We start from the raw sequence: 24680 nt of genomic DNA, 5'->3' as shown, positions 1-24680 counted from the left end.
TCGAGGTCAGGTATAGCCATGGCTGATCAACCGAAGAGCTTGTACGCCAAAACTGATGGCGTCACATTCCACTACTACGACCTCGGCGAGGGCGACCCCACGATTTTCCTGCACGGAGGTGGACCCGGCTGCACCGCGTGGTCCGACTTCGGGCCGGTGGCCCCTCTCTTCGCCTCGGATCGACGGGTGATTCTCGTTGATCTCCTGCAATACGGTCGGTCCGACAAGTGCACTATCACCGGCCCCATGTGGGACTTCCACGCCGCCAAGATGGTTGCTCTGCTCGACGAACTCGGCATCGAACGCGCCGACTTCGTCTGCAACTCGTGGGGCGGCACCATAGCGCTCAACCTCGCGGCAAAGTACCCGGAACGCGTTCGCTCCCTGGTGATCACGGGCAGTATGCCCGTCTTCTACGGCCCGCTCGCGCCGCTCCCCGAAGATGGCCGTCGCGGCCGCAACGCCCGCGACGTCTATTACGGCGGCACCGGCCCCACCCTCGAAAAACTCCGCACCTTGATCACCAGCCTAGAATGGTTCGACGGATCGAAGTTGCCCGCCGAAACCCTCCAGATGCGATACGAGCAAAGCCTCGACCCCGAGGAAATGGCCTTGGCTGCCTCGGCAGACTCCCCTCGTGGCGATTGGCAGGACCTCACAGCCGAACTCGGCCAGATCCAGGCACCGACGCTCTTCGCCTGGGGAATGCACGACGCGTTCCTCACCCCGGACTACCCGCTCATGCTGGCGCGGATGATCCCGCATGGCCACCTCTACATCATGGACCAGGCGTCGCATCATCTTCAGGAAGAGCGGCCATACGACTACTACAGTGTTGTTTCGGGTTTCCTTGACCAACAGCACAACTGAACGAACGGTAATCGCCCCGACGGGCGGTGCACGGATCCGATTGGTACTGCTTCTCGGAATCCTCACCGCCCTCGGGCCGTTCACCGTCGACATGTATCTTCCTGCGCTGCCGCAGATCACGCAGGAATTCGGCACGTCGGAGACAATGGTTCAGCTGACCCTGACCGGAACGCTTCTCGGTCTTGCGTTCGGTCAGTTGATCATCGGCCCACTTTCCGACATCTACGGGCGTCGACGCCCCTTGCTCGTGGGCACAGTGATTCACGTCGGCGCATCGTTGGCGTGCTTCTTTGCGCCGTCCATCGAAGTCCTCACGACGCTGCGAACCCTTCAAGGTTTTGGCGCCGCGGCCACCGGTGTGATCGCGATGGCGATCGTTCGTGATCTCTTCACCGGACACGATGCGGCGGTGGTACTTTCGCGACTGATGTTGGTCATGGGCGTAGCGCCCATCCTGGCTCCGTCCATCGGCGGGGCACTGATGTCCGTAACACAATGGCGCGGAGTCTTTCTCGCTCTCTTCCTCCTGGGTATCGCCATGATTGCACTCGCCGCAGCGTCACTCCCGGAAACACTTCCACCCGAGAATCGGTCAGGCAAGGGCATCGGCGCGATAGCGCGAAGCTACATTGCACTCGGTCGTGATGCTCACTTCATGGTATTGGTTCTCGTGTGCGGTCTCGGCCGTGGTGTGCTGTGGTCGTACATCGCGGCGTCGTCCTACGTAATGCAGGAACAGTTCGGTCTGAGCGCCACAGCGTACGGGTTTGCCTTCGCCGGCGGGGCCGTAGTGCTGATCGGCTCGTCTCAACTCAACGTCGTGCTGCTCGGACGGTGGTCGCCGAATTCCATCACGATCTGGGCAATGTGGGGCAGTAGCGTCGTCGGCGCTGCATTTGTTGTCGTTGCTGCCACCGACTCGTGGGGCTTCGTCGGGTTTGCCGTCCCCATCCTGCTGATGCTGTGCGCAACGGGTTTTGTCATGCCTAACGCACCGGCGGTTGCCCTGTCGCGTCACGGAGAAGCCGCGGGCTCAGCGGCCGCACTGATCGGATTTGCGCAGTTCGGCGCTGCCGCAGTGGTTGCACCGATCGTCGGCCTGCTGGGTAATACCAGTCTTGCAGTGGCCATCTCCATGACCGGGGCTTCGGTTCTCGGAGTGATAGCACTGCTGTGTGTGCATCGATAGGAACGCTTACGCAGAGCGTTCGAGAACCGACACCTTCCGGCTGATTCCGGCAGCTGCCGCGCGCAACGGCTCGGCAAAGCGCTCGGTATCCATTCGATACCGCGGACTCGAGACGCCGATCGCAGCAACCGCTTCCCCGTGTCCACCGAAGATCGGTGCGGCGATACTCGACGTCCCCAGCCGAACCTCTTCGCTCTCCACCGCCAATTGCTCCGAGCGAACGGCATCGAGTTGCCTCCGTAACCCGTCCTCCGAGTTCACCGTCCGGTCGGTGAACTCGACAAATCCGTTGGTTACCACCGCTCGAAACACGGAATCCGGCGAGTACGCGAGTATCGCCTTGCCGGTGGCCGTCGCATACATCGGCAGCCGGCCGGCCACCCGCGACGGCAGGTCCACACCGTGATGACCGGAGATCTTGTCGATGTACAGAACCTCGAGACCGTCACGAATCACGAGGTGAACCGTCTCCCTGGTTGCCGCATGAAGATCCTGCACATACGTAAGCGACGCCTCACGCAGAATCCGTTGACGAGGCACCAACTGGCCAAGTTCGAAAAGCCGTAACCCCAATCCGTACTTGGTCCCGACTCGTTCCAGCAGGCCCAGTGACACCAGTTCACCGGCTATTCGATGCACCGTCGCCTTCGCAACGCCGCTTCGGTTCGCAAGCTCGGTCAGCGAAAGCGCGCCCGAATCCGCGTCGAAGGAATCGAGTATCAGGCGCGCCTTCCCCAGCAACGAATGCACCGCCGAGCGCCTCCAGTACACAGATTGTGGTCCACCCAGCGGACCAAGTCTGCTTCAGTGTACTTAGGCCTTAGATCTCCGCGCCCACGAACTGACTGTTGTAGAGCCGGTAGTACGCACCCCGCGAGAGCAGCAGCTCCTCGTGGCTTCCCTGTTCCACGATGCGGCCGGCCTCCATCACCACAATCAAGTTCGCATCACGAATCGTCGAAAGCCGGTGAGCGATGACAAAGCTTGTACGGTCGCTGCGCAGAACCGCGGTAGCACTCTGAACCAACAGCTCAGTTCGTGTGTCGACCGAACTGGTTGCCTCGTCGAGAATCAGAATGGACGGCTGCGCGATGAACGCTCGAGCAATGGTGATCAGCTGTTTTTCACCGGCACTGATGTTGTTGCCCTCTTCGTCGATGACGGTGTCGTATCCCTCGGGCAGGGAGTGCACGAACTTGTCGACGTAGCTCATCTTGGCAGCGCGCTGAATCTCCTCTTCGGTGGCGCCCGGCTTGCCGTACGCGATGTTCTCCCGAATCGTCCCGCCGAACAGCCAGGCATCCTGCAGAACCATGCCGATGCGCGACCGCAGATCGTCACGCGTCATCTTCGCGATATCGATACCGTCGAGAGTGATGCGACCCGAATTGAGCTCGTAGAACCGCAGAATCAGGTTGACCAGGGTGGTCTTGCCGGCACCGGTGGGGCCGACGATGGCAACCATCTGACCGGGCTCGGCCACCAACGACAGATCCTCGATGAGGGGCTGCTCCGGCTTGTAACTGAACGTGACGTCCTCGAATGCCACCCGTCCCTTGGACACGGCCGGGGACTGCGCGTCGGCGGGATCGACGGACTGCTCTTCCTGGTCGAGGAGCGCAAACACCCGCTCAGCGGATGCAACACCGGACTGCAGCAGATTGGTCATCGACGCGATCTGCGTGAGCGGTTGCGTGAACTGGCGTGAGTACTGGATGAACGCCTGCACATCACCGAGCGTCATCGTGCCGGAGGCCACCCGCATACCGCCGACAACTGCGATGGCGACGTAATTCAGATTGCCGAGGAACATGACAGCAGGCATAACCAGACCGGAAATGAACTGCGCTTTGAAGCTCGACTGGTAGAGCTTCTCGTTCTGCGTGCGGAAACGCTCCTCGACCTCGTTCTGCCGGCCGAACACCTTGACCAACTCGTGTCCGGTGAATGCTTCTTCAACCTGCGCGTTGATGCCGCCGGTGCTCTTCCACTGTGCGACAAAGTGTTTCTGCGAGCGCTTGGCGATGACAGCCGTGACGATGATCGACAGCGGAACCGTCGCGATGGCGATCAAAGCCAGAATCGGCGAGATGACCAGCATCATCACGAGGATCGCGATCACCGTCATCACCGACGTCACCAGCTGACTCAGCGTCTGCTGCAGGCTCTGCGCAACATTGTCGATGTCATTGGTGACGCGCGAGAGAACATCGCCTCGCGCATGAGTGTCGAAGTACCGCAGCGGAAGTCGATGAATCTTCTGCTCGACGTCCTCGCGTAGGCGTCGAACCGTGCGCTGCACGACAATATTGAGCAGGTACGCCTGCAACCAACTGAACAGCGACGCGCAGACGAACAGCAGCAGCACGATCATCAGCACTCGGCCGACCTCGGCAAAATCGATCCCGGTACCGGGGACCACGTTCATGCCGGACACCATGTCCGCGAACTGATTCTGGCCCTGCTCGCGCAGACCCGCCACTGCTTGGTCCTTGGTAATTCCGGCGGGAAGCTGTTTACCGACAATGCCGTCGAAGATGAGGTTGGTTGCATTACCCAGGATCTTCGGGGCGATCGAAGACAGCACCACACTGACCGTGACCAGAACAAAAATCAGGATGACAGCGGGCTTGTCGGGGCTGAGCCGAGCAAGAAGACGCTTCAGCGAAGGGCCGAAATTCATGGCCTTCTTGGTGGGATCACCACCGCCGGGAGGTCCGATCGGAGGTGAGGAACTCGGCCGATTGCTCATGATGCGTCCTGTACGGCTAGCTGAGAGGCGACAATTTCGCCGTAAGTGGGACAACTGACTTGCAGTTCGTCGTGGGTACCGACACCGACAATCGCACCGTCGTCGAGCACGATGATCTGATCGGCTTCGACGATGGTGGAAATACGTTGCGCGACAACGACGATGCAGGCGTCCCGGGTAACGGGCTGCAGCGCCGCTCTCAGTCTCGCGTCTGTCGTGAGGTCCAGGGCCGAGAACGAATCGTCGAACAAATAGATCTGCGGCTTGCGCACCAGTGCCCGCGCAATGGCCAGACGCTGACGCTGACCACCGGAAACCGTCGTACCGCCCTGGGAAACCGGGGTGTCCAGGCCTTCCGGCATCGCGCGGACGAAGTCTGCGGCCTGAGCGACCTCGAGGCATTCCCACAGCCACTCGTCGGTGGCGTCGGGGTTGCCGTAGCGAAGGTTGGTTGCGACGGTTCCCGAGAACAGGTACGGCTTCTGCGGAACAAGTCCGATAACGGAACACAGCAGGTCGGTGTCGATGTCGCGGACGTCGACACCACCGACGGATACCGACCCGGATGTGGCGTCGATGAGTCGCGGAATCAGGTTGAGCAGCGTTGTCTTACCGGATCCGGTGCCGCCGATGATCGCGGTGGTCTTGCCTGGTTCGGCCCGGAAAGTGATGTCGCGCAACACCGGTTCCTCGGCGCCGGGGAACTGGAACTGAGCGCCGCGAAGTTCGACGACGCCCGGGTTCTTCAGTTCTCGAATCGGGTTCTCGGGCGGAATGACCGACGACGCTGTATCGAGCACCTCGGAGATACGTTCTGCGCAGACCGATGCACGCGGCAGCATGACGGCCATGAAAGTAGCCATCATGACGGCCATCAGGATCTGCATGATGTAGCTGAGCATCGCGGTGAGCGAGCCGATCTCCATGGCTCCACTGTCGATCTGATGCCCACCGAACCAGATGACCGCGACACTGGTGACGTTGCTGATCAGCATCACCAGCGGGAACATCACCGCCATCAGTTTGCCGACACCGAGCGCCGTTTCGGTCAGTTCGTCATTGGCTACACCAAAGCGCTTCACCTCGGAAGGCTCGCGAACAAACGCGCGGACAACCCGGATACCGGTGATCTGTTCGCGTAGAACGCGGTTGACCGCGTCGAGACGACCCTGCATGAGCCGGAAGCCGGGAACCATCCGCGCGATCAAAAAACCCATCGAAATCGCCAGCAACGGCACGCTGATACCCAGAATCCAGGACAGATTCAGATCCTGACGCAGCGCCATGATGATGCCGCCGACGCACATGATCGGAGCCATCACGAGGATGGTGCAACTCATCACGACCATCATCTGCACTTGCTGGACGTCGTTGGTATTTCTGGTGATCAGGGACGGCGCACCGAAATAGCCGACCTCGCGGGCCGAGAAAGTACCGACCTGATGCAACACCGACGCCCGTAGATCGCGTCCGATGCCCATGGCAACACGAGCACCGAAGTACACCGCACCCACGGAGCACAGGATCTGCGTCAACGTCACAAGGAGCATCACCCCACCCGTTGACAGGATGTAGCCCGTATCCCCCTTTGTCACACCGTTGTCGATGATGTCGGCATTGAGACTGGGAAGGTAAAGGGCAGCCATAGTCGAAATAAACTGCAGGACGACAACGCCCGTGAGTTCGCCACGATAGGGCTCTAGGTAAGTGCGCAGCAGCCTGATCAGCATAGTGAGCGAAGGTTACCAATCTCTGCCGACAAGTGCCGCAAGGTTTTTTCGGCCACCGGGAACTCCGACAAAAACACACGTGCCGCAACCGACTTGGAGTCGATTGCGGCACGTGTGTGGGACCCTGCTGTGCAGTTAGGCAGATGTTGCAGCCAATTCCGCTTCCTTGTCGGCGCGGAGTTGCTGGCTCAGCTTCTCACCCTCGATGTCGACGTTGGGCAGAATCTTGTCGAGCCACTTAGGCAGCCACCACGCCTTGTCGCCGAGCAACGCCATGACCGACGGAATGATCACCATACGAACGATGAAGGCGTCGAAGAAGACTGCGGCAGCGAGCGCAAACCCGATCGACTTGATGAACGAGTTCGGCTCCGCGATGAAGGCACCGAACACGGAGATCATGATGATCGCGGCAGCGCTGACAACCCGGGCACCGTGATTGAAGCCGATGGTGACAGCCTGCTTGGCGTTAGCTCCGTGGACGTACTCCTCACGCATGCGCGTCACGAGGAACACCTGGTAGTCCATCGCGAGTCCGAACACCACACCGATCAGGAAGATCGGCATGAAACTCACCAAAGGTTGCGGGTTCGAGATAATTCCCAACCAGCCGTGCTGGAAGATCGCAACCGTGGCGCCGAATGTCGCGAGCACGCTGAGCAGGAAGCCCAACGTCGCGGTCAGTGGAACCAGGATCGAGCGGAACACCAAGAGCAACAGGATGAATGCCAGGCCGACCACTACCGCAAGGTAGGGAACCAACGCGTCCTGCAAGGTATCCGAGATATCACCCTCGAGTGCAGTCTGACCTGTGATTCCGTAGCTCACACCGATCGAATCAGCCAGTCCTGCTTCGGCACTGCGGAGACTGCTCACCAACTCCATGGTTGCCGGATCGGTGGGACCGGTTGTCGGAGTGATCAACATCTGCGCGGTATCGCCGGCCTGGTTGACTTTGACGATCTGTGCATTCTGGACGCCGTTCAGCCCCGAGATCGTCGAGACGACCTTCTCGAATGCCTCGCCGGCCGGAACGTCTGCACCCTGTGCGTCGATGACACCGAGCAGCGGACCGTTCTTACCGCCCCCGAAGCCCTCGTCGATCAAGTCGTACGCCTGACGCGAACTTGTTGCCGGATCACCCGTTGCCTCCGACGGCAATGACAGGCTCAATCCCGTTGCCGGCAAAGCCAAAGCGCCCAGAAGTACAACGCCGCCGATCAGCGGAACGAGCGGGCGTCGCACGATGGCGCTGATGTAGCGCAGAGCCAGCGTTGGCTTACCCGAATCCTCGGACTCCTGAGCCTTCTTGCCGAGGAACGGAATCTTGCCGGCAAAAGCCTTCCGGCCGAAGATACCCAGGATCGCGGGCAACAACGTCAAGGCGATGAGCACTGCGATGAGCACTGTAAATGCCGCTGCCGCACCCATATCCGAGAGGAACGGGATGCCGACGACACGCAATGCCACGAGGGCGATGATGACCGTCAGACCAGCGAATACGACTGCGGAACCGGCAGTTCCGACTGCGCGTCCGGCGGCTTCCGATCGGTCGTCGGTCAAGGTCAGCTCATGCCGGAACCTGGACATGATGAAGAGCGAGTAGTCGATCGCCACTGCGAGACCGATCATGATCGCCAACGTCGGCGTCATCGATCCGAGGTCCATGAAGCCCGTCGCGACGGTAATACCGAGGCTGCCGATTGCGATGCCGATGATCGCGGTGATCAGCGGAAGTCCAGCGGCCACAAGCGAACCGAACGTGATTGCCAGAACGACGGCAGCGACGGCAATACCGATCAACTCGGTGAGCCCACCGGGCATCTCCGCTTCCTGTGCCGCAGTACCACTGACCTGGACGTTGAGTCCTTCGGCCCGTGCCACATCGGCAGCAGCATTGATCGACTCACGCATCGCCTCATCGGCATCGGTGACAGCGCCGACAAAGGGAACCTCGATGTATCCGACCGTGCCGTCCGCGCTGAGCGGCGACAATGCCGCAGCGTCTGAGCTTGCTTTTGCCTCGGAAGTTCCGGCAGCAGCGGCCTGCTCCTGGAACATCGCCGTCATCGAATCATTGGCGGCAACCGGGTTGACCAACGCTTTCGCGGCCTGTTCCGGCGTCGCCGTAGCCGGATCGACCTTGGCAGCGTCCTCGACCGTGTCGATCGCGCGGATCTGCGCGAGCATGTCGTCCATGGCCTTGACGTTTGCCGGATCAGCCAACGTCGTACCTGCAGGCGCTTGGAGAACATATCGGGCACTCAACGAATCCATAGTGTTGGGAGCGTCCGGGAAACGCTCCGCCATAAGGTCTTGAGCCTGCTGCGCGGGAGTACCCGGAATGTTGAAGGAGTCCTTGGTGGGACCGGACAGGGTCGCAGCCCCGACGCCCATCAGAACCAGGATTATCAACCAAACGCTGAGGACCGCGCCTTTTCGCCGGTAGGCGAACTTGCCGATCCGATAGAGATAGGTGGCCACGACGGGCTCCTTGCTGTTTCGGTGCGTGTACGTGGACAGGTATTACGTGTGCGTGCTGAAGACGCGGTGTCTCAGAGACGCGGTGGCGGCGCAGGCAACCCCGCACGAATTTGCCGAAAAGCGTCATGGACCAGTTCTTCCGGTCCGGAAGCCTCCGACTTTCCGCCGGACCAGATGTCGATCACCGATTTGGCGGCTCCGGCCACCGCTCCGAGGAGGAGAGTCGGGTACACGTCACGTTCGGCGTCCGTACCGGTACGGACGGCCAATGCCTGAGTGACTGCACGGTTGATCCGCTGATGCATGTCCGCAGCATCCCGATAGAGAGCGGGACTCGCGTCCGACAGCATCCAGATACTCGCTGTCTTACTCGCTGTCGGACCGGAACCGCTCACGATTTCGACCACAAGATCCTCGAGGACGTCGAGAATCGGCTCGTCCGCGGGCCGAGCCGCAAGCGCCTCGATCCAGTGAGTTACCGATTCCTCGAAGCTGGCGAGTACCGCCTCCTCCTTGCTGGAGAAGTAGTTGTGGAATGTCCTCGTCGACACTCCCGCCTCGGACGCAATCGCATCGGCGGTGACGCACTCGATTCCGAGAGCCCGAGCGAGCCGTTCTGCCGCACTGCTCAGTGCAGCGCGGGTTGCCGCCTTCTTGCGGTCTCGGAGACCTGGCTCGATTATCACTCTCTCCACGTTACGGAACTTGCAGACATCTGCAAGTTTGCAGAGTCATGCAAAATTGTGGATTCCGGCACAGCCTCGCGGCAATTGTCGGGTAGGTCACACTCGCCAGGCTCGCGGCTCGGCACCGCCTCGACAAAAGCCACGCCTACACCAGACAATGGTCAAAACGGTTGCCATTGATTAACCAACCGCATGGATTAACCGCTGCGGATCAACCACCCGATCTTGAACAACTGAGGAATTTCATGGACCCACTCCTACAAAGCTGGCCGGTGCCGCCATCGGTCATGCTGTGGGGATCGAAGAACGGCCCCGGTTCAATGCTGCGGCTCGTCAACTTCACCATCGGGTTCTGCTCGCTCAACTTTTCCCTGGTTGCCTATCTGTTCCTGATCAGCGGCGAAGGCCCCGACCGACAGTTCGCGCGCACCTGGCTCATCGCATTCGCGACCGTAAACCTCATCCCCACTGCCCTTTGGTTCCTCGGAAAAGTTCGCGGGTCGCGCGCTCTGAAACTGTTCGGGATCTGGGCAGATCTGGGAACAGCCTCCGTCATCATCACGTTCACCAGCCACGATGCAGCACTCTTCGGCGCGGTGCTCTTCGTAGCCTCCGGCGCCTACTTCACGTACTTTCTCAACTTTCGATGGCTCGCCTTCCACCTTGCCTTCTCCTGTACGTTCATCATTTCCCTGGCGATCCTCGCCATCACCCGCGGGACACTGCCCACTGCCGGCGTCATCGCGCGCACCGACGTCATCCTGTGCGCCGTCATCTTCATCCCGGCCACCATCCAATTCGCCTGGCGGCAACTACTCGCACGCGCCAACGGATCTAAAGTCGACGCACTGACCGGCCTCCTCAACAGACGCGGACTCTGGGACATGGCCGAGCGGGTCTGGTCGACCTCACACGCCAACCGCGTCGACGTTGCGGTCGCCGTCGTCGACATCGACAAATTCAAAGCCGTCAACGACGCCTACGGGCACGAAGTCGGCGACACCGTCATCATCAGAACCGGCAACCGACTTCAACAACACGTCAACGGATTCGGATACGCAGCGCGCACCGGCGGCGAAGAATTCACGCTCGTCATGATCGGAACGCCATACGGACTACGCAAACGCATAGCGGCTCTGCCCCGCGCAGTTGTCGAAGCCACGGACGCACCCCTGGCGACAGTCAGTATCGGCGCCTCCACGATGCCGTTCACCCCAGACATGGAGCAATTCGACTACACCGCGTTCTCCCGCGCGATAGTCCATGCCGATCATCTGATGTACGAAGCGAAATCATCCGGCGGGAACTCCGCGAATACCGCGCCACTCGACATGACGCGCTTCGACCGATCCGGGAACTGACAGCGCCGCTACAGCCCCCAACGTCAGCGCCGCTTCCAGGCCCCCGTCAGCGCCGCTTCCAGGCCCCCGGATCCGCCGTCAACTGATTCACAAAGTCAGGTAGGTGGCCGTCGGCCACATCCGCCATCGTGACGTTCTCGAGCACCGCGCGAAGATTGACGCGGACCGCTATCCACACATCCTTGAGCTGCGTCGCCGGACCCGTGTAATCGACATCCTCGGGGCGCTCCCCACGGATCGACGCCAACGGACCTTCCACTGCACGGATGACGTCGGCAATCGTGATTTCCGACGCGGGACGGGCAAGCCAGTAACCACCCTCGGGTCCGCGCTTACTCGTCACAAGGCCGCCGCGTCGTAGATCCGACAGAACGGCCTCGAGAAACTTATGGGGGATCACCTGCGACGTTGCGAGAAACTCGGCTTTGGCCGGGCCTGGACCAGCTGCTGCGAGTTCCGCCAACGTTCGCACGGCGTAGTCCACCTTTGCGGTGATGTGCACCGGCAATTCCTACCATTCCCCTATGGAAAGGCGCAAGGGAATGCATCTTCCATGTCGTTACACATTAATGCATAATGTAACGATAAACCCGTGAACGGACAGGACAACTAGCGTGTGGGACACCCTCCTCGAATCTTGGAAGTCTCTCCTGGAACCACTCCATGACCCGGTAGCGCTGGCCATCCCCGCGTTTGTCCTCTTCCTGGCGATCGAATGGGCAGCAGCACGCAAACTCGAGGATCATCCCGACCACGCCGAGGGCCGAGCACACCCCGCGACGGGCGGTTACCGTGGCGTCGACGCCCGCACGAGCGTCCTACTCGGAGTGGTCTCCATCGCGACCAGTGCCTTCTGGAAAGTCCTTGCCCTGATCGGATATTCCGCCATCTGGGTATATCTCGCGCCATGGCATCTCTCACCGAGCGCCTGGTACACCTGGGTGATCCTGCTTCTCGGAATCGATATTCTCTACTACGCGTATCACCGCATCGCACACCGCGTTCGAGTTATCTGGGCAACACATCAAGCGCACCACTCGAGCGAATACTTCAACTTCAGCACCGCCCTGCGTCAGAAGTGGAACAACAGCGGCGAAATAATCATGTGGCTACCGTTGCCGTTCCTCGGAATTCCGCCGTGGATGATCTTCGTCGGCTTCTCCGTCAGCCTGGTTTACCAGTTCTTCGTGCACACCGAGCGGGTCGGAAAGCTCTGGCGTCCCATCGAATTCATCTTCAATACGCCATCACACCACCGCGTTCACCACGGGTCGGACGCCGAATATCTGGACCGCAACTACGGCGGAATCCTCATCGTCTGGGATCGGATCTTCGGCAGCTTTGCCGCTGAAACACACCGGCCGACATACGGACTCACAACGCCAGTCGGAACGTACAACATCTGGAAACTGCAAACGCGCGAATACGCTGCCATTGCCCGCGATTGGAAAGCGTCGACGTCATGGCGCAATCGCGGCGGCTATGTGTTCGGGCCTCCCGGATGGTCACCGAAAGCCGAACTCACGTCACCAGAATCCACAACCCACTAGCCGCGAGAACCAGCAGGCTCACCGCCAGTACAGCACCCATACCCAAAGCGGGCGTTGCCTTTTCCCTGGCAAAGAGCTCGAGCCGCGCAGACCTCGACCGACGCTCGTAGATCGTGACGGCAACAATCAGGACAGCCGCGATTGCGGGACCGATCATCGCCACCGAACCGAACGGCGGCAACCAGCGCAGGCACGCCACGGCCAAACCGAGGATGGACAGACTCGTACGCACGAATGAGAGCGACGTGCGTTCGGACTGTAATCCCTTGTCAGGAGGGCTGATCGCGCTCCTGCCCGAAGGACTGATTGCGTCGGACGGCTCTACGGTAGTCAAGCTAGTTCACAACCTCGACCACGAGGACAGTCGCACAGATGACCAGAACGATTCCCACTACCGGCGCCATGAGAGGCACCGGCAGTGAGCGTTCGGCACGCAACGCGCGCTCCGCACTGATCCAGTGGACAAAAGATGTGATGGCGATCAGCGCTCCGCCAACAAGGAGGAGCGCCGCCAGACCGGAGCGAACGCTCTCGTTCAGGATGTCGCCGCCAAAAGCCTCCAGGCCGACGCCCGACGCAATGAACGCCGTCGCGGTGCGCACCCAGGCCAGATACGTCCGCTCGTTTGCGAGAGTGAACCGCGGATCCGGGTCTTCGCCTGAGCGGAACGGCTTCCACAATCGCATTAGTGGGACCGTCCACCGAGACAACACTCGTACCTGAGGACGCGCCGCGAATTCAAGTTCATGTCCTTAATCTTCCCTGGCGGCGGAAACGCACCGCCATCCGGGCTTGATCAGGACTGGTCGAGCGATACCAGGAAGTCCACGCTGCCACTGCCGTCGACAGTTACGAACCCGAGGGACGGAGGCTGCACACCGAAGTCGGTCCACGTCACCGGAATGGAGCCGGACGCGATCAGCGTGTCACCGGAGTGCAGAACCGTCATGTCCACGGACACCGGCTTGGACTGGCCCTTGAGCGTCAACGTGCCAGGCACCGTCACCGTCGCGGTTGTCCCATCTGTCGGCACCGACGAGAGATCCACCGGCGAGTCCATCGTGAACGTCGCCGTCGGATAGGTACTGGTGTCCATCACATTGCCCGTGAACTGGCTGTCACGCCGGTCGGAGTCGGTCTTGATGCTCGCCACCTGCACGGTCACTTCGCCGGCCGTGAGCTTTTCACCGTCGACCGTCGCATTGCCACTTACCTCTCCTGTGGTACCTACGACAGTCACACTCGATCCGTTGAGAATCTCGTGGACGGTGTACCCGGCTGCCGTCTGGTTGTCCCCTTGTCCCGCGACGACGGTCCACGCACCGTCGATCGACCCGGACGCCGCCTCGGCACCTTCCGTAGACACCACGGCTGCGGGAGCGTCATCTTCTGCGATGAACTTCCCGTACGCCCACGGCCCCACGAGTAGGGCGAGCACGACCACGACTACTGCTCCGCCGATCCACCACATCTTTTTCATGCGTTCGACGATAGTTGCAGCTTCAACGGATGTCAGGGGTTGCCAACTGTGGGAACTCTGTGAATATGCTCCGTGACGACTGGGCACGAGAGGTCATCTGTGTCACTTAGTAATGATTTGGTAAAGTGACACTACGCTTCAAAGGAGGTACTCGCGATGTCGGACCTGACCCTCCTGTGCGACGACGAGTTGCGCGAGCGTCGAATCACCCTCGGTCAATCACTCACTGCCGCAGCCTATTTGATCCCTAACCCAGCGCCGTCGTTCTTCGAGAAATTGAAGCAGGATATCGACGACGCCGCGGCAGAGTGGATTGCACGACGCTCCTGAGGACGGTCAGCCGCGGGCGCGAACAAACTCCGGGTCCGGATTGCCGGTGCCCGAACATCTACGCCGCCTCGTGGACCTTGCGGAATCCACGGAAGATCCTGCTTCCTGCCACGGCTCCTAGGATCGCCTGTGGTGATCGCATTCGCAGACGTTCTACGCCGCAGCACCGAAATCCACCTCTCCCGAAGCGAGAATCACGGGCGCTGGCACAATGCTCAGGCACCTCAGGGAAGCTTTTGGCGGTGGCGGAGGGATTTGAACCCGAGTTGACCACCAGGCCATTCGCGCAAATAGCCTCTGAACTGGCCAAACACATCATCGGAAATTACGCTGAATCACTCGGTTTTCGGTGAAGTGTGGCCAAAATGTGGCCACGAAACCGCTGGCACAATCGACGCAATGGATGACGATTCACAGTGGCGGCGACGCATGGCCCCGAAGTCTCGTTTACAGAACGTGCCAAACGAGACGAAGGCAGCGCGCGTGAAGCGTGAGAACGAAGAGTGGGCGTCGAAGTGCGGGCAGGTGACGGTGCGGAAGATCGGGGTATACCTGCGTAGTCGTCTTGACCACAGAGGCACGGGCACTGAGGAATCTGTGGGGGCAGCCGTTAGCATCACGCCATGGAACTTGGGGTACATTTCGCGCTTTCAGACCACGTGGCAGCGGAACTTCTCGACGCACGTGGCGACGACGACAGACTCGATGCGTTGGTCGAGGACATCGAGGAGACAGGGCGCTCCGAGTTCTCATGCGACACGGACAAGGCGTGGGACCCGATCCTGTGCTCCCTCTCCAATGGCGGGTACCAGCGCGCGCCCGAGAACTGGCCGGCATGTGGCGTGATCTTGGGGGACGAGGACCTCAACACGAACACCGACGACCAACTGATTACCTATATGACGCCCAATCGGGTCGCCGAAGTCGCCTCGTACCTGGCGGAAATCACCGAATTCGAGTTCGGCGCAGGCTATGACGCGATGCCGCTCGACGACCGCAACCCCGAGTACGGCGCGGACGAGCGCACGTACGCCTGGGGTTGGCTGCAGGAAGTGGTGGACTTTTTCCAGCGCGCGGCCCGCGACGATCGGCACGTGGTGTTCACCGTGCGGTTCTGACTGCCCACCACTGTCAGCAGGCGGGTCTCGATCGTCCTACTCGTTGTGTCCTACTCGTTGTGTCGAGCGACTCTCAACGCAGCTGCAGCACCGGCAAGAAACACAAAAAAAGCTCCCCACCTGTGTGAACAGGTGGGGAGCTTTTGGCGGTGGCGGAGGGATTTGAACCCTCGGACGGGGGTTACCCGTCACACGCTTTCGAGGCGTGCTCCTTAGGCCGCTCGGACACGCCACCGCTGGTGACTTTACCGGATGGTGTGCCCGAGACCGAAATCGCCTGGTGGCGGATCGCTAGGTCAGCTTGTCCTTGACGCTGGAAGCAGCATCCTTGACCTTCTCACCAGCGTCTTTGACCGCCGATTTCACCTGGTCGCCTTTGCCTTCGTTTTCGAGGTCTTTGTTGCCGGTGACACTGCCAGTAGCTTCCTTGGCCTTGCCGCCGAGATCTTCTGCCTTGTTCTGAGCTTTGTCTGCGATTCCCACGAGTACTCCCTTGAGTGAACGCGAAACAAATCACCTTCCGGCAATTCGCAGATACCGTGACGGCATCTGTCCTCCACCATGCCTGCGTCTGCCGGTTACTGCCACCCTGATGTGGAATCCGTCTCGCTCGGGAATAGCGGAATCAGCCCCGCTGATCGCGGAAGAAATCCTCCAAAAGCCCAGCACATTCGTCTTCGAGCACCCCACCGCGCACCTGCGGACGGTAGGTCAATCTTCTGTCCCGAACAACGTCCCACAGCGATCCGACGGCACCGGTCTTGGGCTCCCAGGCCCCGAAAACGACCCTGGAGACACGGGCGAGAACCAACGCGCCGGCACACATCGTGCACGGCTCGAGTGTGACAGCGAGCGTCGCACCTTCCAGACGCCAACCGTCGCCGTAAATTTTCGCCGCTGCACGCAACGCGAGGATCTCGGCGTGAGCAGTTGGGTCGGACGACGCTTCCCGCGCATTGGCCGCACGGGCAACCTCGACGCCGTCCGCGTCGAAGACAACCGCACCAACGGGAACGTCGGAGACCGATGCACTGCGCGCGGCACTGATGGCCGCACGGATCATGCGCTGATCGTCAGCGAGTGACATCTACCGTGGGAGCTTGTCGAGCACGGCAGAGAATTCGGATTCGAATCCGAGTCGCTGCGCGATCATCGCCAATTGTTCGTCGGGATACAGATCAGTATCGGCAGTGATCACCGAGAGAACGGGTTCCGGTAGCCCCAGATCAGCCAGGACCGACAGATCCCCCTCTTCCCAGGGCTCGACATTGTCGAGGTCATCTGGATCGATGTCGGGGATTTCAACGTTCAGCGCGTCGAGTACGTCCGCGGCGATGTCGTAGTCGATCGCGGCAGTCGCGTCGGAAATCAGCAGATGCGTTCCCGTCGGCGCGGGCCGCAAGATGATGAAGAACTCTTCGTCGACGTCGATAAGGCCGAAAACGGCACCCGAGCTACGAAGCTCGCGGAGTTCGGTTTCGGCGCTCGACAACGACGTCAAAGCCGCAGAGGTCAAAGCCTTGACCGTCCACTTGCCTTCGTCACGTACCACTGCCACGCCGAAGCCTTCGAACTCCTCCGACTGGTTCGAGGAGGCGCTCTTGTTACTCGCGCGCTGTGCACCCATGGCGCAACGGTAGCCCGGCTAGTGCCCGTGAGTGAAGTCCGCGCCCGGATATGCCAACCTGAACGGGTGTCTGCGACCGATTCTGCCCCTCCCGTCTGCGTCCTCGGCCTCGGTTTGATCGGCGGTTCGCTGTTGCGCGCCGCTGCCCGCGCCGGTCGCGAGGTGTGGGGTTACAACCGTTCGAGCGAGTCGGCCGACGCAGCGCGCGCCGACGGTTTCGAAGCCAACACCGATCTTGCTGCCACTCTTCGGAAAGCTCAGGAGACCGGCGCAATCATCGTGATCGCCGTGCCCATGCCGGCCGTCGACGCCACCCTCGAAGCCATTGCCGCACATGCCCCGAACAATCCGGTCACCGACGTCGTGAGCGTGAAGGGCGAGGTGAAGGCAGCCGTCGAGCGTCGTGGCCTGAGTGCCCGCTTTGTCGGCGGCCATCCCATGACCGGAACCTCCGCGTCTGGCTGGGCGGTTGGCGACGCAGACCTGTTCATCGACGCCGTGTGGGTCGTGGCCACCGACGACGGCGTCGACGCAGATGTGTGGACGCAGGTCGCGGACCTCGCTCTGGACTGCGGTTCCGTCGTCGTTCCGGCCGAATCTCTCGAACATGACCGGGCTGTGGCCCGGATTTCTCATCTGCCGCACCTGCTCGCCGAATCGTTGGCGATCACCGGCGCCGCCGGTGGTGAACTCGCACTCGGGCTGGCCGCAGGTTCGTTCCGTGACGGCACCCGTGTGGCCGGCAGTGCGCCGGGACTGGTGCGGGCGATGTGCGAGGGCAACCGCGATGCACTGCTGGTCGCACTGGACGAGGCTCTTGCTCTACTGCAGAGGGCGCGAAGCGAACTGCACGCGCACGGTTCGACAGCGGAAATCGTCGATGCCGGGTTCGCCGCGCGAGGAGCCTACGAATCGCATGAGCGTTGGGACATCACCGATGTGCGCGTCGGAGAATCCGACTGGATCAACCGGATGCGCGACGCCGGCCGCCGTGGCGGCGTGATCCGGCGACGCAGGTAGATCCCCGCTGTCAGATCCCGAGTGTCAGATCCGGCCGGCCAGTCCTGGGTAATCGAGGATGAATCCTTCGTGGTCGACGGTCACCGTTGCACTCGATACGGGTGACATCACGCTGATGCCGTCGGTACCGCTGCTGTACGTGATGGTTGCGGCTTCGACCCGCAGATCCAGCAGGTTGACGTACACAACCGGAACCTCGACATCTTGGGTGTCGTTCTGCAGCCCGAAACGCCTGATGGGAAGGGTGTTGAAGAACGGGCTGAGGATCACGTCGACGTCGAGCGCGCCGGAGAAGGACGAGCGCTGGTGGTTGGCGCCGTTCTCCACCATCCAGGTTCCTTCTTCGTCTCGGCTGATCGACATCTGACGCTCACCCGCAGCGAGGGCGGTACGCACCGACAACCTGCGCGTGATACCCGCCTCGTCTGTGACCAGGTCATATGAGGCGCTGAATGCGGGATGTTCGCTACACGCGCCACCGATGATCCGGCCTGACGCCTTGATGCGATTTCCGCTCAACTGCACGCGTACCGACTCCATGCGAGGAGCGTTGTGCGCCTGCCAGGTCAATACCGCAGGCCAGGATGCGCTATCGGAAGGTTGGATGCTCACCCGACCACGGTAATGGACGATGCCCTCGAGAGCACTGCTGGCTGGTGATTATTACCGCGATCAGGGACCTTTTCCGCGGCGTCGGTGACCTGGGACTGTGTGTGTAAGGCGATTCACAGCCCGATTCGTCCACCGATACGTGCGGAATGCCGGTGCGCGAAAAGTTGTGGCAAAAGCTGTCGGACTTCTCGAGTAACGTGCTTACAAGTCGGTTCGTGAGGAAGGGTGCTGTGACGTCGTCGCAAAGCATGGTGGGGTTGTTTGCCGGTATCGGTGGGCTCGAGTTGGGTCTGTCGGAGCACGGGTGGAACACCGAACTGCTGTGTGAAATCGACCCAGGCGCCCAGGCAGTTCTCCGTTCCCGGTTCTCGGACGTCCCTTTGCACGGCGACGTCACGAAACTGCGCGCGCTCCCGGCCGATATCGACTTGGTTGCTGCCGGTTTCCCCTGCCAGGACCTCTCGCAGGCCGGTAAGACTGCGGGCATTACCGGCGCCCGCTCGGGCCTCGTCGACGAAGTATTTCGACTGGTCAAGCGCAAAAAGGGTCCACGGTGGCTGGTCATCGAAAACGTGCCATTCATGCTGCAGCTAGGCAAGGGCGCAGCCATGCGGCACATCACCGACGCTCTCGAAGACCTCGGTTACACGTGGGCGTACCGCGTTGTCGACGCCCGGGCATTCGGCCTCCCGCAGCGCCGCCAGCGCGTCATCATGCTGGCATCGCGCACCGAAGATCCCCGCGAAATCCTCTTCGGACAAGATGCCGGTGAGCGACTCGGCGGCGACCCTGCCGATTTCCCGTGCGGCTTCTACTGGACCGAGGGCACCCGCGGACTCGGTTGGGCCGTCAACGCCGTACCGACGCTCAAGGGCGGTTCGTCCGTCGGAATCCCCAGCCAGCCGGCCGTCCGCTTACCTTCGGGTGAGATCGTCACGCCAGGCCTGGTCGACGCCGAACGTCTACAGGGTTTTGATCCCGACTGGACACTGCCGGCCGTCGACGTTCCCGGCCTACGCCACAGCCATCGCTGGAAGCTCGTCGGCAATGCCGTGAGCGTGCGAATGGCGTCGTGGGTGGGTAGCCGTCTGGTCGACCCCATCGAATACGACGCGGAGTACGAGACACCCCTCGAACCTGGCGACGCCTGGCCGAGCGCCGCGTGGGGCCGTAACCGCCAAGCGTTCCGCGTCCATACCTCGACGTGGCCCGTTCAACACGACTACGAGGATCTGAGCGGATTCCTCGAAGACACTCGGTTGCTGTCCGCTCGGGCCACTGCCGGCTTCCTCAAACGCGCACGCATGGGCAACCTTCGCTTCATTCCCGGATTCATCGAGGACGTAGAAAGCCATCTCGAACGGATGGGCGGATATCCCGAGGCAGTGGCATGAACGGGGCAGTGGCATGAACGAGGGTTCACTGTTTCCCGAGCCGGAGGCCCTGTTTCCGGAGACGCTGTTTCCGGAACCCCAGCACGAACCACTGTGGGACGCATTGCGACTCGCGGGCGACAAACCTGCGGCAGACGCCGATCGCGGCGAGAAGAAGAACTACGCGCAGCGGCTTTCCAATCAACTCGCCCAAACGGTTGCCGACGCCTTGCGCCCGCTGTACCCCAACATCACCCCCACCGCTACGGGCGAAGGTCAGGAAGCGACGGTCGATGTCGCGAAGGGCCGAAAGCGCTTGGATGTCAAGGCACTCGACCCCACACTCGGCTTGATCCTGTGCGTATCGATCAAGACGTACAACTTCCAGGACTACAGTCCCCGCAGCGGAAAGCTCGGCCGCTGGACCAAGAACATCGTCCGCAATGATCACGAATTGCGTGGCGAGGCAATGGTTCTGCATCAGCGACAGCCCTACAGCGTTCTGGTAGCCGTCATGTTCGAGCCGTACGCCACGTGCGACGACGGCGACCCCACCAAGACCAGCGACACCGGCAAATCCTCGTTCGCCCACCACGTCACGACGCTGTCGAAGCGTTCCGGCCGCGGCAAACGTGCGGTTGTCGGCGTTCCGGGTAAGGCGTGGGTTGATCTGGGCGCCGAGGACACGCGCTACGACCTCTTCGAAAAAGTGTTCATCGGATTGTACGAAACCGATGGCGGCGTACGCTTTTTCGACGTCGACGAGCCGCCTCCCCGCAACGGCCGTCCCACCGAGAGTCAAACACTCTCGTTTGACGATTTTGTCACCATCGTGCACGGTGAAGTGGAACGTCGCAACAGGTTTGCCCCCACCTGGTCAGACCCGGACGACGGCGACGACTCCGACAGCTGAACCCCACGAAAGTGAAGACAGTGCCCGCGACGGATCCGACAACCAGCGCTCGAATGAGCGCACAGCGTCGACGCGACACCAAACCCGAGATCGCGATCCGGCGCGAACTTCATCGGAGTGGACTGCGGTACTTCGTCGATCGGGCTCCCGTCAAAGGTGTTCGTAGACGGGCCGATTTGGTGTTTCCGCGGCGGAAGGTGGCGGTGTTCGTCGACGGCTGCTTCTGGCACTGTTGCCCGCTCCACGCGACATACCCCAAGAACAATGCGCAGTGGTGGGCGGACAAGTTGGCCGCCAACGTGCTGCGAGACCGGGACACCGATGCACGCCTCGCCGAACAGGGCTGGACCGTCATCCGCATCTGGGAGCACGAAGATCCGTCGACGGCGGCCGAACGCGTCCGGAACACTCTTCTGTCTCCGTAAGCTTCGTGAGGTGAGCGGACTTGGTGGAGCGCGAGTAGTTCTGGCGGGTGCGTTGATTCTCGGTGGAATCGTGTACTCGTCGTGGGTTCTGGAGTTCTTCCTCGACACCGGACTTGATCCGGTGACGTCGTTCCTCAGTGAACTCGACGCGGCAAATCAGAAGTACCGCGACGTGTTCGGTAACGCCGACGTTATCTCCGCCGTTTTGATGTTGGTGTCAGCGACGCTCGGGCTACTGGTTACGGAGCGACGCAAATTCTATGTGGCGGGCTGGATTGCACTGGCTGTGTTCGGCGTTGCCACGATTGCGGACGCGTCGTTTCCGCTGGACTGCTCCGGCCCGGATTGCGCGGCGAGCGAGCCCGGCGGACTACTGCCGCAACTACATCACGTTCATGCTTTGACCAGCAGCGTAGCGGTCTTTGCGATCTTCACCGCGATGATCACGTTCACCGTCGGGGCCTTCCGTTATCGCGAGCATCCGCTGTTGCGCACCGTCGGATTGGGCCTTTTGATCGTGACTTCCCTTGCGACGGTGTGGATGTTGACAACTAACGGCATAGAACTGGCCGGCGGCGGTAATCTGGGCTTGGGAATCGCCCAACGTGCACAGGTTTTGGGAATGTCTTTGTGGCTGTGCACCCTGGGTTGTGCGGTATTGCGGCGACAGGAAAGGTTTTTGAACAACGATTTCGGGCGATCCTGACATACACGGACCTACCGAAGGGTGTGCCCATGTCACTCGCGTCGACGTTCTTCTCCCACCCACATCAGGCGTTCACCACGGGGTTTTATCGCAACGAGTCGTTCGACTACGAACTGCGAGTCCTCCTCGGGCAGGCAACGTACGGCGCCTCCGATACCGGCGAAGTTCTTGCTGCCATCGCCGAAGTCGGCGACAAAGACCACGAGGGCTGGTACGTCGCGTGGTTCGACCTCGGATCGCGGATCTTCGAAGAAGCCGAGGAATCCGCGCGCGCCGGACATCCGCGCAGCGCGTCGAGTGCGTACCTGCGGGCAGCGTCGTACTTCGCTGTTGCCGTCAATGCCGTCGACGGACTGACCGACGATTCGGTTCTGGTTCCCACGTTCCGGCATCACCGCAGCGCGTGGGACGGTTTTGTCGACACCACCTCGCACTCCGTGGAGCGCGTGCGGATTCCGTACGAGGACACCACGATGCCCGGGTACTTCTTCCGTCCACCCGGAGATGTACGACGCCCGACGCTCATCATGGTGAACGGCAGCGACGGCCCCATCAGTTCGATGTGGGTCAACGGCGGCGCCGGAGCGCTCGAACGCGGCTACAACGTGTTGATGTTCGACGGACCGGGTCAGCAGTCCATGCTGTTCGAGAACAATATTCCGTTCCGCCATGACTGGGAAGCTGTCATCACCCCTGTCGTCGACTTCCTGATCGACCGACCCGACGTCGACGCGTCGAAGTTGGCGATGTGCGGCATCAGTCAGGGCGGCTATTGGGTGCCACAGTCACTGGCGTTCGAGCATCGGATCGCCGCCGCAATCGCCGACCCCGGCGTGGTCGACGTATCCGCGTCGTGGCTCGTTCACATCCCGCGCGGCATGCAGAACTTGCTGGAAGAAGGCAAGTCGGAGGCCTTCGACCGGGACATGGCGATGGGGTTGCGAGCGTCGAAGGAAACGGCCCGCATCTGGCGGTTCCGAGCGCGGCCATACTTAACTGACGGCTACTACAACACTCTGGCCGAGGTACGGAAATACCGCCTCGAACATGTTGCGGGCTCGATCACCACTCCCCTGCTGATCACCGATCCCGAACACGAACAGTTCTGGCCGGGGCAATCGCAACGCCTCGCTTCGCTGTCCGGCGGGCCCACCACTCTGGTTCCGTTCACGGCCGCCGAAGGCGCGAGTTTCCACTGCCAACCGATGGCAAGGCGCCTCACAGACCAACGCATGTTCGACTGGCTCGACGAGCAGTTGGGGCTCTAGACGACTGAACCGACCTTCTCCGTACGGTTCAGCAGCGTCGCACACATCGGGAGCAGCAGAACGGTAATTGCGCCGGCCGCCACCAGAATCGACGCATTGGACGACGACATCTGACCGGCACTGACAGCAGCACCGGTGACGGCAACGATCATCGGCAACCCGGTAGCCCCGTACAGCGCGACCTGTGCACTCTCCCTGGTACTGAAAGGCGGTTCGACCTTCTCGAACTTGGTCGTGAAAAACACCGGCACACCGCGAACCACGATGATGAGAACAAGGAACGCCAGCAGGACGGTGGGATTCTCCGCGACCGCCGACACGTCGATTGCCATTCCGGAAGTGATGAAGAAGATCGGAATGAGGAATCCGAAAGCAATACCGTCGAGCTTGATCTCCAACCGCTCGTTGCCGTCGGGCATCAGGCGTCGCAGGATGAAACCGGCCGCAAAGGCGCCGAGAACAACGTCCAGCGAGAATACGGCCGAGAGTGCACCCAGCCCGACCAGCAACAAGATCGTCAGGCGAACCGTGGTCTGAGCTGTGGTGTCCGCGCCGGAACGGACAAGTGTGTGCGTCCACGATCCGTGCGAGATCAGCTTGGTCGGCAGCACCGCAAGAATCACCGCGATCAGCGCGAATGCCGCGAGGACCACCAGCGACAGGACAGCGCCACGCGCACCGAGCAATACGGCCATCGCAACAACGGGGCCGAGTTCGCCGACAGCGCCGTGATTGAGGACCGTCCGGCCAAGCCTGGTGTCGAGGATTTTGTTGTCCTTGAGAATCGGCAACAAGGTGCCCAACGCGGTCGACGTCATCGCAATCGCGACCGCCGCTTCAGCGGAGATCACACCCTGCGCCCCCAAGAGCGCGACAATCGCAAATGCCAAAGCGAGGCAGAACAGCCACGTGTACAGCGCTCGCCGGCCACCAGCGCCGCTCAGTTCCTTGCGGTCGATCTCGTAGCCGGCGAGCAAGAACAGCATGCCGAGGCCCAGTTCCCGAAGGATCCCGATGGCCTCACTCTCTGCCGCCAAGTTGAGCGCAAATGGCCCGACAACCGCGCCGGCGACCAACAGCAGCACAACTTCCGGTACCAGGCGCCGCGGGAACAGGCCCGCGACAAAGGGCGCGAGCGCAGCGATCAGCGCAATCCAGAACAGCGACGAGGCAATTGAGGGCACGG

The 24680-nt window shown here is 61.3% G+C and carries 26 protein-coding genes and 1 tRNA gene; 12 read left to right on the top strand and 15 right to left on the bottom strand.

What is annotated here, in order from left to right:
- Positions 1–18 precede the first annotated feature (18 nt).
- Together R4P64_RS04940 and R4P64_RS04935 are read left to right on the top strand one after the other, a co-directional pair.
- On the top strand, positions 19–870 hold the full coding sequence (locus R4P64_RS04940) for an alpha/beta hydrolase (protein WP_317819552.1): 852 nt from the start codon (positions 19–21) through the stop codon (positions 868–870).
- Positions 851–2059 carry a multidrug effflux MFS transporter gene (locus R4P64_RS04935; RefSeq protein ID WP_317542129.1) on the top strand — a complete coding sequence of 403 codons (1209 nt, stop codon included), beginning with the start codon at positions 851–853 and terminating at the stop codon, positions 2057–2059. Before R4P64_RS04940 ends, R4P64_RS04935 begins: the two co-directional genes overlap by 20 nt.
- Positions 2060–2065: 6 nt before the next feature.
- Here the strand turns inward: R4P64_RS04935 and R4P64_RS04930 are convergent, their stop codons facing one another.
- The 5 genes from R4P64_RS04930 to R4P64_RS04910 form a co-directional block, all read right to left on the bottom strand.
- Positions 2066–2809, bottom strand: coding sequence for an IclR family transcriptional regulator (locus R4P64_RS04930; protein WP_092805710.1), 744 nt, complete (start codon positions 2807–2809; stop codon positions 2066–2068).
- Positions 2810–2879: 70 nt separating this feature from the next.
- Positions 2880–4811 (bottom strand): ABC transporter ATP-binding protein, encoded by a 1932-nt coding sequence (locus R4P64_RS04925; protein ID WP_317819549.1) that lies wholly within the window; start codon positions 4809–4811, stop codon positions 2880–2882.
- Entirely contained in the window at positions 4808–6541 is a 1734-nt protein-coding gene (locus R4P64_RS04920) for an ABC transporter ATP-binding protein (protein WP_317819547.1), read from the bottom strand. Before R4P64_RS04920 ends, R4P64_RS04925 begins: the two co-directional genes overlap by 4 nt.
- Positions 6542–6676: 135 nt before the next feature.
- On the bottom strand, positions 6677–9025 hold the full coding sequence (locus R4P64_RS04915) for an MMPL family transporter (protein ID WP_317819545.1): 2349 nt from the start codon (positions 9023–9025) through the stop codon (positions 6677–6679).
- A gap of 71 nt (positions 9026–9096) precedes the next feature.
- Positions 9097–9711, bottom strand: coding sequence for a TetR/AcrR family transcriptional regulator (locus R4P64_RS04910; RefSeq protein ID WP_317819543.1), 615 nt, complete (start codon positions 9709–9711; stop codon positions 9097–9099).
- A gap of 245 nt (positions 9712–9956) precedes the next feature.
- Between R4P64_RS04910 and R4P64_RS04905 the strand changes: the two genes are divergently transcribed.
- Entirely contained in the window at positions 9957–11072 is a 1116-nt protein-coding gene (locus R4P64_RS04905) for a GGDEF domain-containing protein (protein ID WP_317819541.1), read from the top strand.
- A 46-nt stretch (positions 11073–11118) separates the two neighbouring features.
- On the opposite strand, the gene R4P64_RS04900 is transcribed toward R4P64_RS04905, so the two are convergent.
- A complete protein-coding gene (locus R4P64_RS04900; protein ID WP_033235089.1) occupies positions 11119–11574 on the bottom strand; it encodes an RrF2 family transcriptional regulator in 456 nt (151 codons plus the stop codon).
- A 112-nt stretch (positions 11575–11686) separates the two neighbouring features.
- Between R4P64_RS04900 and R4P64_RS04895 the strand changes: the two genes are divergently transcribed.
- On the top strand, positions 11687–12622 hold the full coding sequence (locus R4P64_RS04895; RefSeq protein ID WP_317819540.1) for a sterol desaturase family protein: 936 nt from the start codon (positions 11687–11689) through the stop codon (positions 12620–12622).
- On the opposite strand, the gene R4P64_RS04890 is transcribed toward R4P64_RS04895, so the two are convergent.
- The 3 genes from R4P64_RS04890 to R4P64_RS04880 form a co-directional block, all read right to left on the bottom strand.
- Positions 12594–12956 (bottom strand): DUF202 domain-containing protein, encoded by a 363-nt coding sequence (locus R4P64_RS04890; RefSeq protein ID WP_052683456.1) that lies wholly within the window; start codon positions 12954–12956, stop codon positions 12594–12596. The genes R4P64_RS04895 and R4P64_RS04890 overlap by 29 nt on opposite strands.
- Before the next feature lies 1 nt (position 12957).
- Positions 12958–13308 carry a YidH family protein gene (locus tag R4P64_RS04885; RefSeq protein WP_045066442.1) on the bottom strand — a complete coding sequence of 117 codons (351 nt, stop codon included), beginning with the start codon at positions 13306–13308 and terminating at the stop codon, positions 12958–12960.
- A gap of 110 nt (positions 13309–13418) precedes the next feature.
- Positions 13419–14102 carry a YceI family protein gene (locus tag R4P64_RS04880; RefSeq protein ID WP_045066440.1) on the bottom strand — a complete coding sequence of 228 codons (684 nt, stop codon included), beginning with the start codon at positions 14100–14102 and terminating at the stop codon, positions 13419–13421.
- 156 nt (positions 14103–14258) lie between these two features.
- Here R4P64_RS04880 and R4P64_RS04875 point away from each other — a divergent pair, with 156 nt between their 5' ends.
- Both R4P64_RS04875 and R4P64_RS04870 read left to right on the top strand, forming a co-directional pair.
- Entirely contained in the window at positions 14259–14432 is a 174-nt protein-coding gene (locus R4P64_RS04875) for a hypothetical protein (RefSeq protein WP_317819538.1), read from the top strand.
- 623 nt (positions 14433–15055) lie between these two features.
- Positions 15056–15550 carry a DUF1877 family protein gene (locus tag R4P64_RS04870; protein WP_317819537.1) on the top strand — a complete coding sequence of 165 codons (495 nt, stop codon included), beginning with the start codon at positions 15056–15058 and terminating at the stop codon, positions 15548–15550.
- A gap of 144 nt (positions 15551–15694) precedes the next feature.
- On the opposite strand, the gene R4P64_RS04865 is transcribed toward R4P64_RS04870, so the two are convergent.
- The 4 genes from R4P64_RS04865 to R4P64_RS04850 all read right to left on the bottom strand — a co-directional run bounded on the left by R4P64_RS04865 (position 15695) and on the right by R4P64_RS04850 (position 17177).
- Positions 15695–15785: transfer RNA gene (locus R4P64_RS04865), tRNA-Ser, on the bottom strand.
- Between the two features lie 56 nt (positions 15786–15841).
- Positions 15842–16033, bottom strand: a complete 192-nt coding sequence (locus tag R4P64_RS04860; protein WP_033235102.1) for a CsbD family protein — start codon at positions 16031–16033, stop codon at positions 15842–15844.
- A 142-nt stretch (positions 16034–16175) separates the two neighbouring features.
- Positions 16176–16637 (bottom strand): nucleoside deaminase, encoded by a 462-nt coding sequence (locus tag R4P64_RS04855; protein ID WP_045066420.1) that lies wholly within the window; start codon positions 16635–16637, stop codon positions 16176–16178.
- Entirely contained in the window at positions 16638–17177 is a 540-nt protein-coding gene (locus tag R4P64_RS04850; RefSeq protein ID WP_033235104.1) for a tRNA adenosine deaminase-associated protein, read from the bottom strand.
- Between the two features lie 48 nt (positions 17178–17225).
- Between R4P64_RS04850 and R4P64_RS04845 the strand changes: the two genes are divergently transcribed.
- Positions 17226–18197, top strand: coding sequence for a prephenate dehydrogenase (locus R4P64_RS04845; protein WP_317542231.1), 972 nt, complete (start codon positions 17226–17228; stop codon positions 18195–18197).
- Between the two features lie 24 nt (positions 18198–18221).
- On the opposite strand, the gene R4P64_RS04840 is transcribed toward R4P64_RS04845, so the two are convergent.
- Positions 18222–18809 carry a putative glycolipid-binding domain-containing protein gene (locus R4P64_RS04840; RefSeq protein ID WP_072782699.1) on the bottom strand — a complete coding sequence of 196 codons (588 nt, stop codon included), beginning with the start codon at positions 18807–18809 and terminating at the stop codon, positions 18222–18224.
- Positions 18810–19057: 248 nt separating this feature from the next.
- Here R4P64_RS04840 and R4P64_RS04835 point away from each other — a divergent pair, with 248 nt between their 5' ends.
- From R4P64_RS04835 to R4P64_RS04815, 5 genes are read left to right on the top strand one after another with little or no spacing between them, the layout of a single operon-like run.
- Complete coding sequence (locus R4P64_RS04835) at positions 19058–20203, top strand: DNA cytosine methyltransferase (protein ID WP_172936952.1); 1146 nt, start codon at positions 19058–19060, stop codon at positions 20201–20203.
- A 13-nt stretch (positions 20204–20216) separates the two neighbouring features.
- Positions 20217–21095 (top strand): hypothetical protein, encoded by an 879-nt coding sequence (locus R4P64_RS04830; protein WP_317819534.1) that lies wholly within the window; start codon positions 20217–20219, stop codon positions 21093–21095.
- Positions 21096–21115: 20 nt separating this feature from the next.
- Positions 21116–21520 carry a very short patch repair endonuclease gene (locus R4P64_RS04825; protein WP_092805926.1) on the top strand — a complete coding sequence of 135 codons (405 nt, stop codon included), beginning with the start codon at positions 21116–21118 and terminating at the stop codon, positions 21518–21520.
- Between the two features lie 10 nt (positions 21521–21530).
- Positions 21531–22226 carry a DUF998 domain-containing protein gene (locus tag R4P64_RS04820; RefSeq protein WP_317819531.1) on the top strand — a complete coding sequence of 232 codons (696 nt, stop codon included), beginning with the start codon at positions 21531–21533 and terminating at the stop codon, positions 22224–22226.
- Positions 22227–22255: 29 nt separating this feature from the next.
- On the top strand, positions 22256–23494 hold the full coding sequence (locus R4P64_RS04815) for an alpha/beta hydrolase family protein (protein ID WP_317819530.1): 1239 nt from the start codon (positions 22256–22258) through the stop codon (positions 23492–23494).
- Here the strand turns inward: R4P64_RS04815 and R4P64_RS04810 are convergent.
- A complete protein-coding gene (locus R4P64_RS04810) occupies positions 23491–24678 on the bottom strand; it encodes a cation:proton antiporter (RefSeq protein ID WP_317819528.1) in 1188 nt (395 codons plus the stop codon). The genes R4P64_RS04815 and R4P64_RS04810 overlap by 4 nt on opposite strands.
- Positions 24679–24680: the final 2 nt, after the last annotated feature.

It is taken from the genome of Rhodococcus sp. IEGM 1366, assembly GCF_033142425.1.
GTDB lineage: Bacteria > Actinomycetota > Actinomycetes > Mycobacteriales > Mycobacteriaceae > Rhodococcus_F > Rhodococcus_F globerula.
Note: the sequence above shows the minus strand (reverse complement) of the source record. Positions and strands in the feature narration are given on the sequence as shown.

Coding starts and splice junctions, on each gene's coding strand:
- R4P64_RS04920 (WP_317819547.1), bottom strand. CDS start 6,541: ATGCTGATCAGGCTGCTGCGCACTTACCTAGAGCCCTATCGTGGCGAA.
- R4P64_RS04885 (WP_045066442.1), bottom strand. CDS start 13,308: ATGCGATTGTGGAAGCCGTTCCGCTCAGGCGAAGACCCGGATCCGCGG.
- R4P64_RS04870 (WP_317819537.1), top strand. CDS start 15,056: ATGGAACTTGGGGTACATTTCGCGCTTTCAGACCACGTGGCAGCGGAA.
- R4P64_RS04815 (WP_317819530.1), top strand. CDS start 22,256: ATGTCACTCGCGTCGACGTTCTTCTCCCACCCACATCAGGCGTTCACC.
- R4P64_RS04855 (WP_045066420.1), bottom strand. CDS start 16,637: ATGTCACTCGCTGACGATCAGCGCATGATCCGTGCGGCCATCAGTGCC.
- R4P64_RS04830 (WP_317819534.1), top strand. CDS start 20,217: ATGAACGAGGGTTCACTGTTTCCCGAGCCGGAGGCCCTGTTTCCGGAG.
- R4P64_RS04875 (WP_317819538.1), top strand. CDS start 14,259: ATGTCGGACCTGACCCTCCTGTGCGACGACGAGTTGCGCGAGCGTCGA.
- R4P64_RS04925 (WP_317819549.1), bottom strand. CDS start 4,811: ATGAGCAATCGGCCGAGTTCCTCACCTCCGATCGGACCTCCCGGCGGT.
- R4P64_RS04835 (WP_172936952.1), top strand. CDS start 19,058: ATGGTGGGGTTGTTTGCCGGTATCGGTGGGCTCGAGTTGGGTCTGTCG.
- R4P64_RS04880 (WP_045066440.1), bottom strand. CDS start 14,102: ATGAAAAAGATGTGGTGGATCGGCGGAGCAGTAGTCGTGGTCGTGCTC.
- R4P64_RS04850 (WP_033235104.1), bottom strand. CDS start 17,177: ATGGGTGCACAGCGCGCGAGTAACAAGAGCGCCTCCTCGAACCAGTCG.
- R4P64_RS04905 (WP_317819541.1), top strand. CDS start 9,957: ATGGACCCACTCCTACAAAGCTGGCCGGTGCCGCCATCGGTCATGCTG.
- R4P64_RS04940 (WP_317819552.1), top strand. CDS start 19: ATGGCTGATCAACCGAAGAGCTTGTACGCCAAAACTGATGGCGTCACA.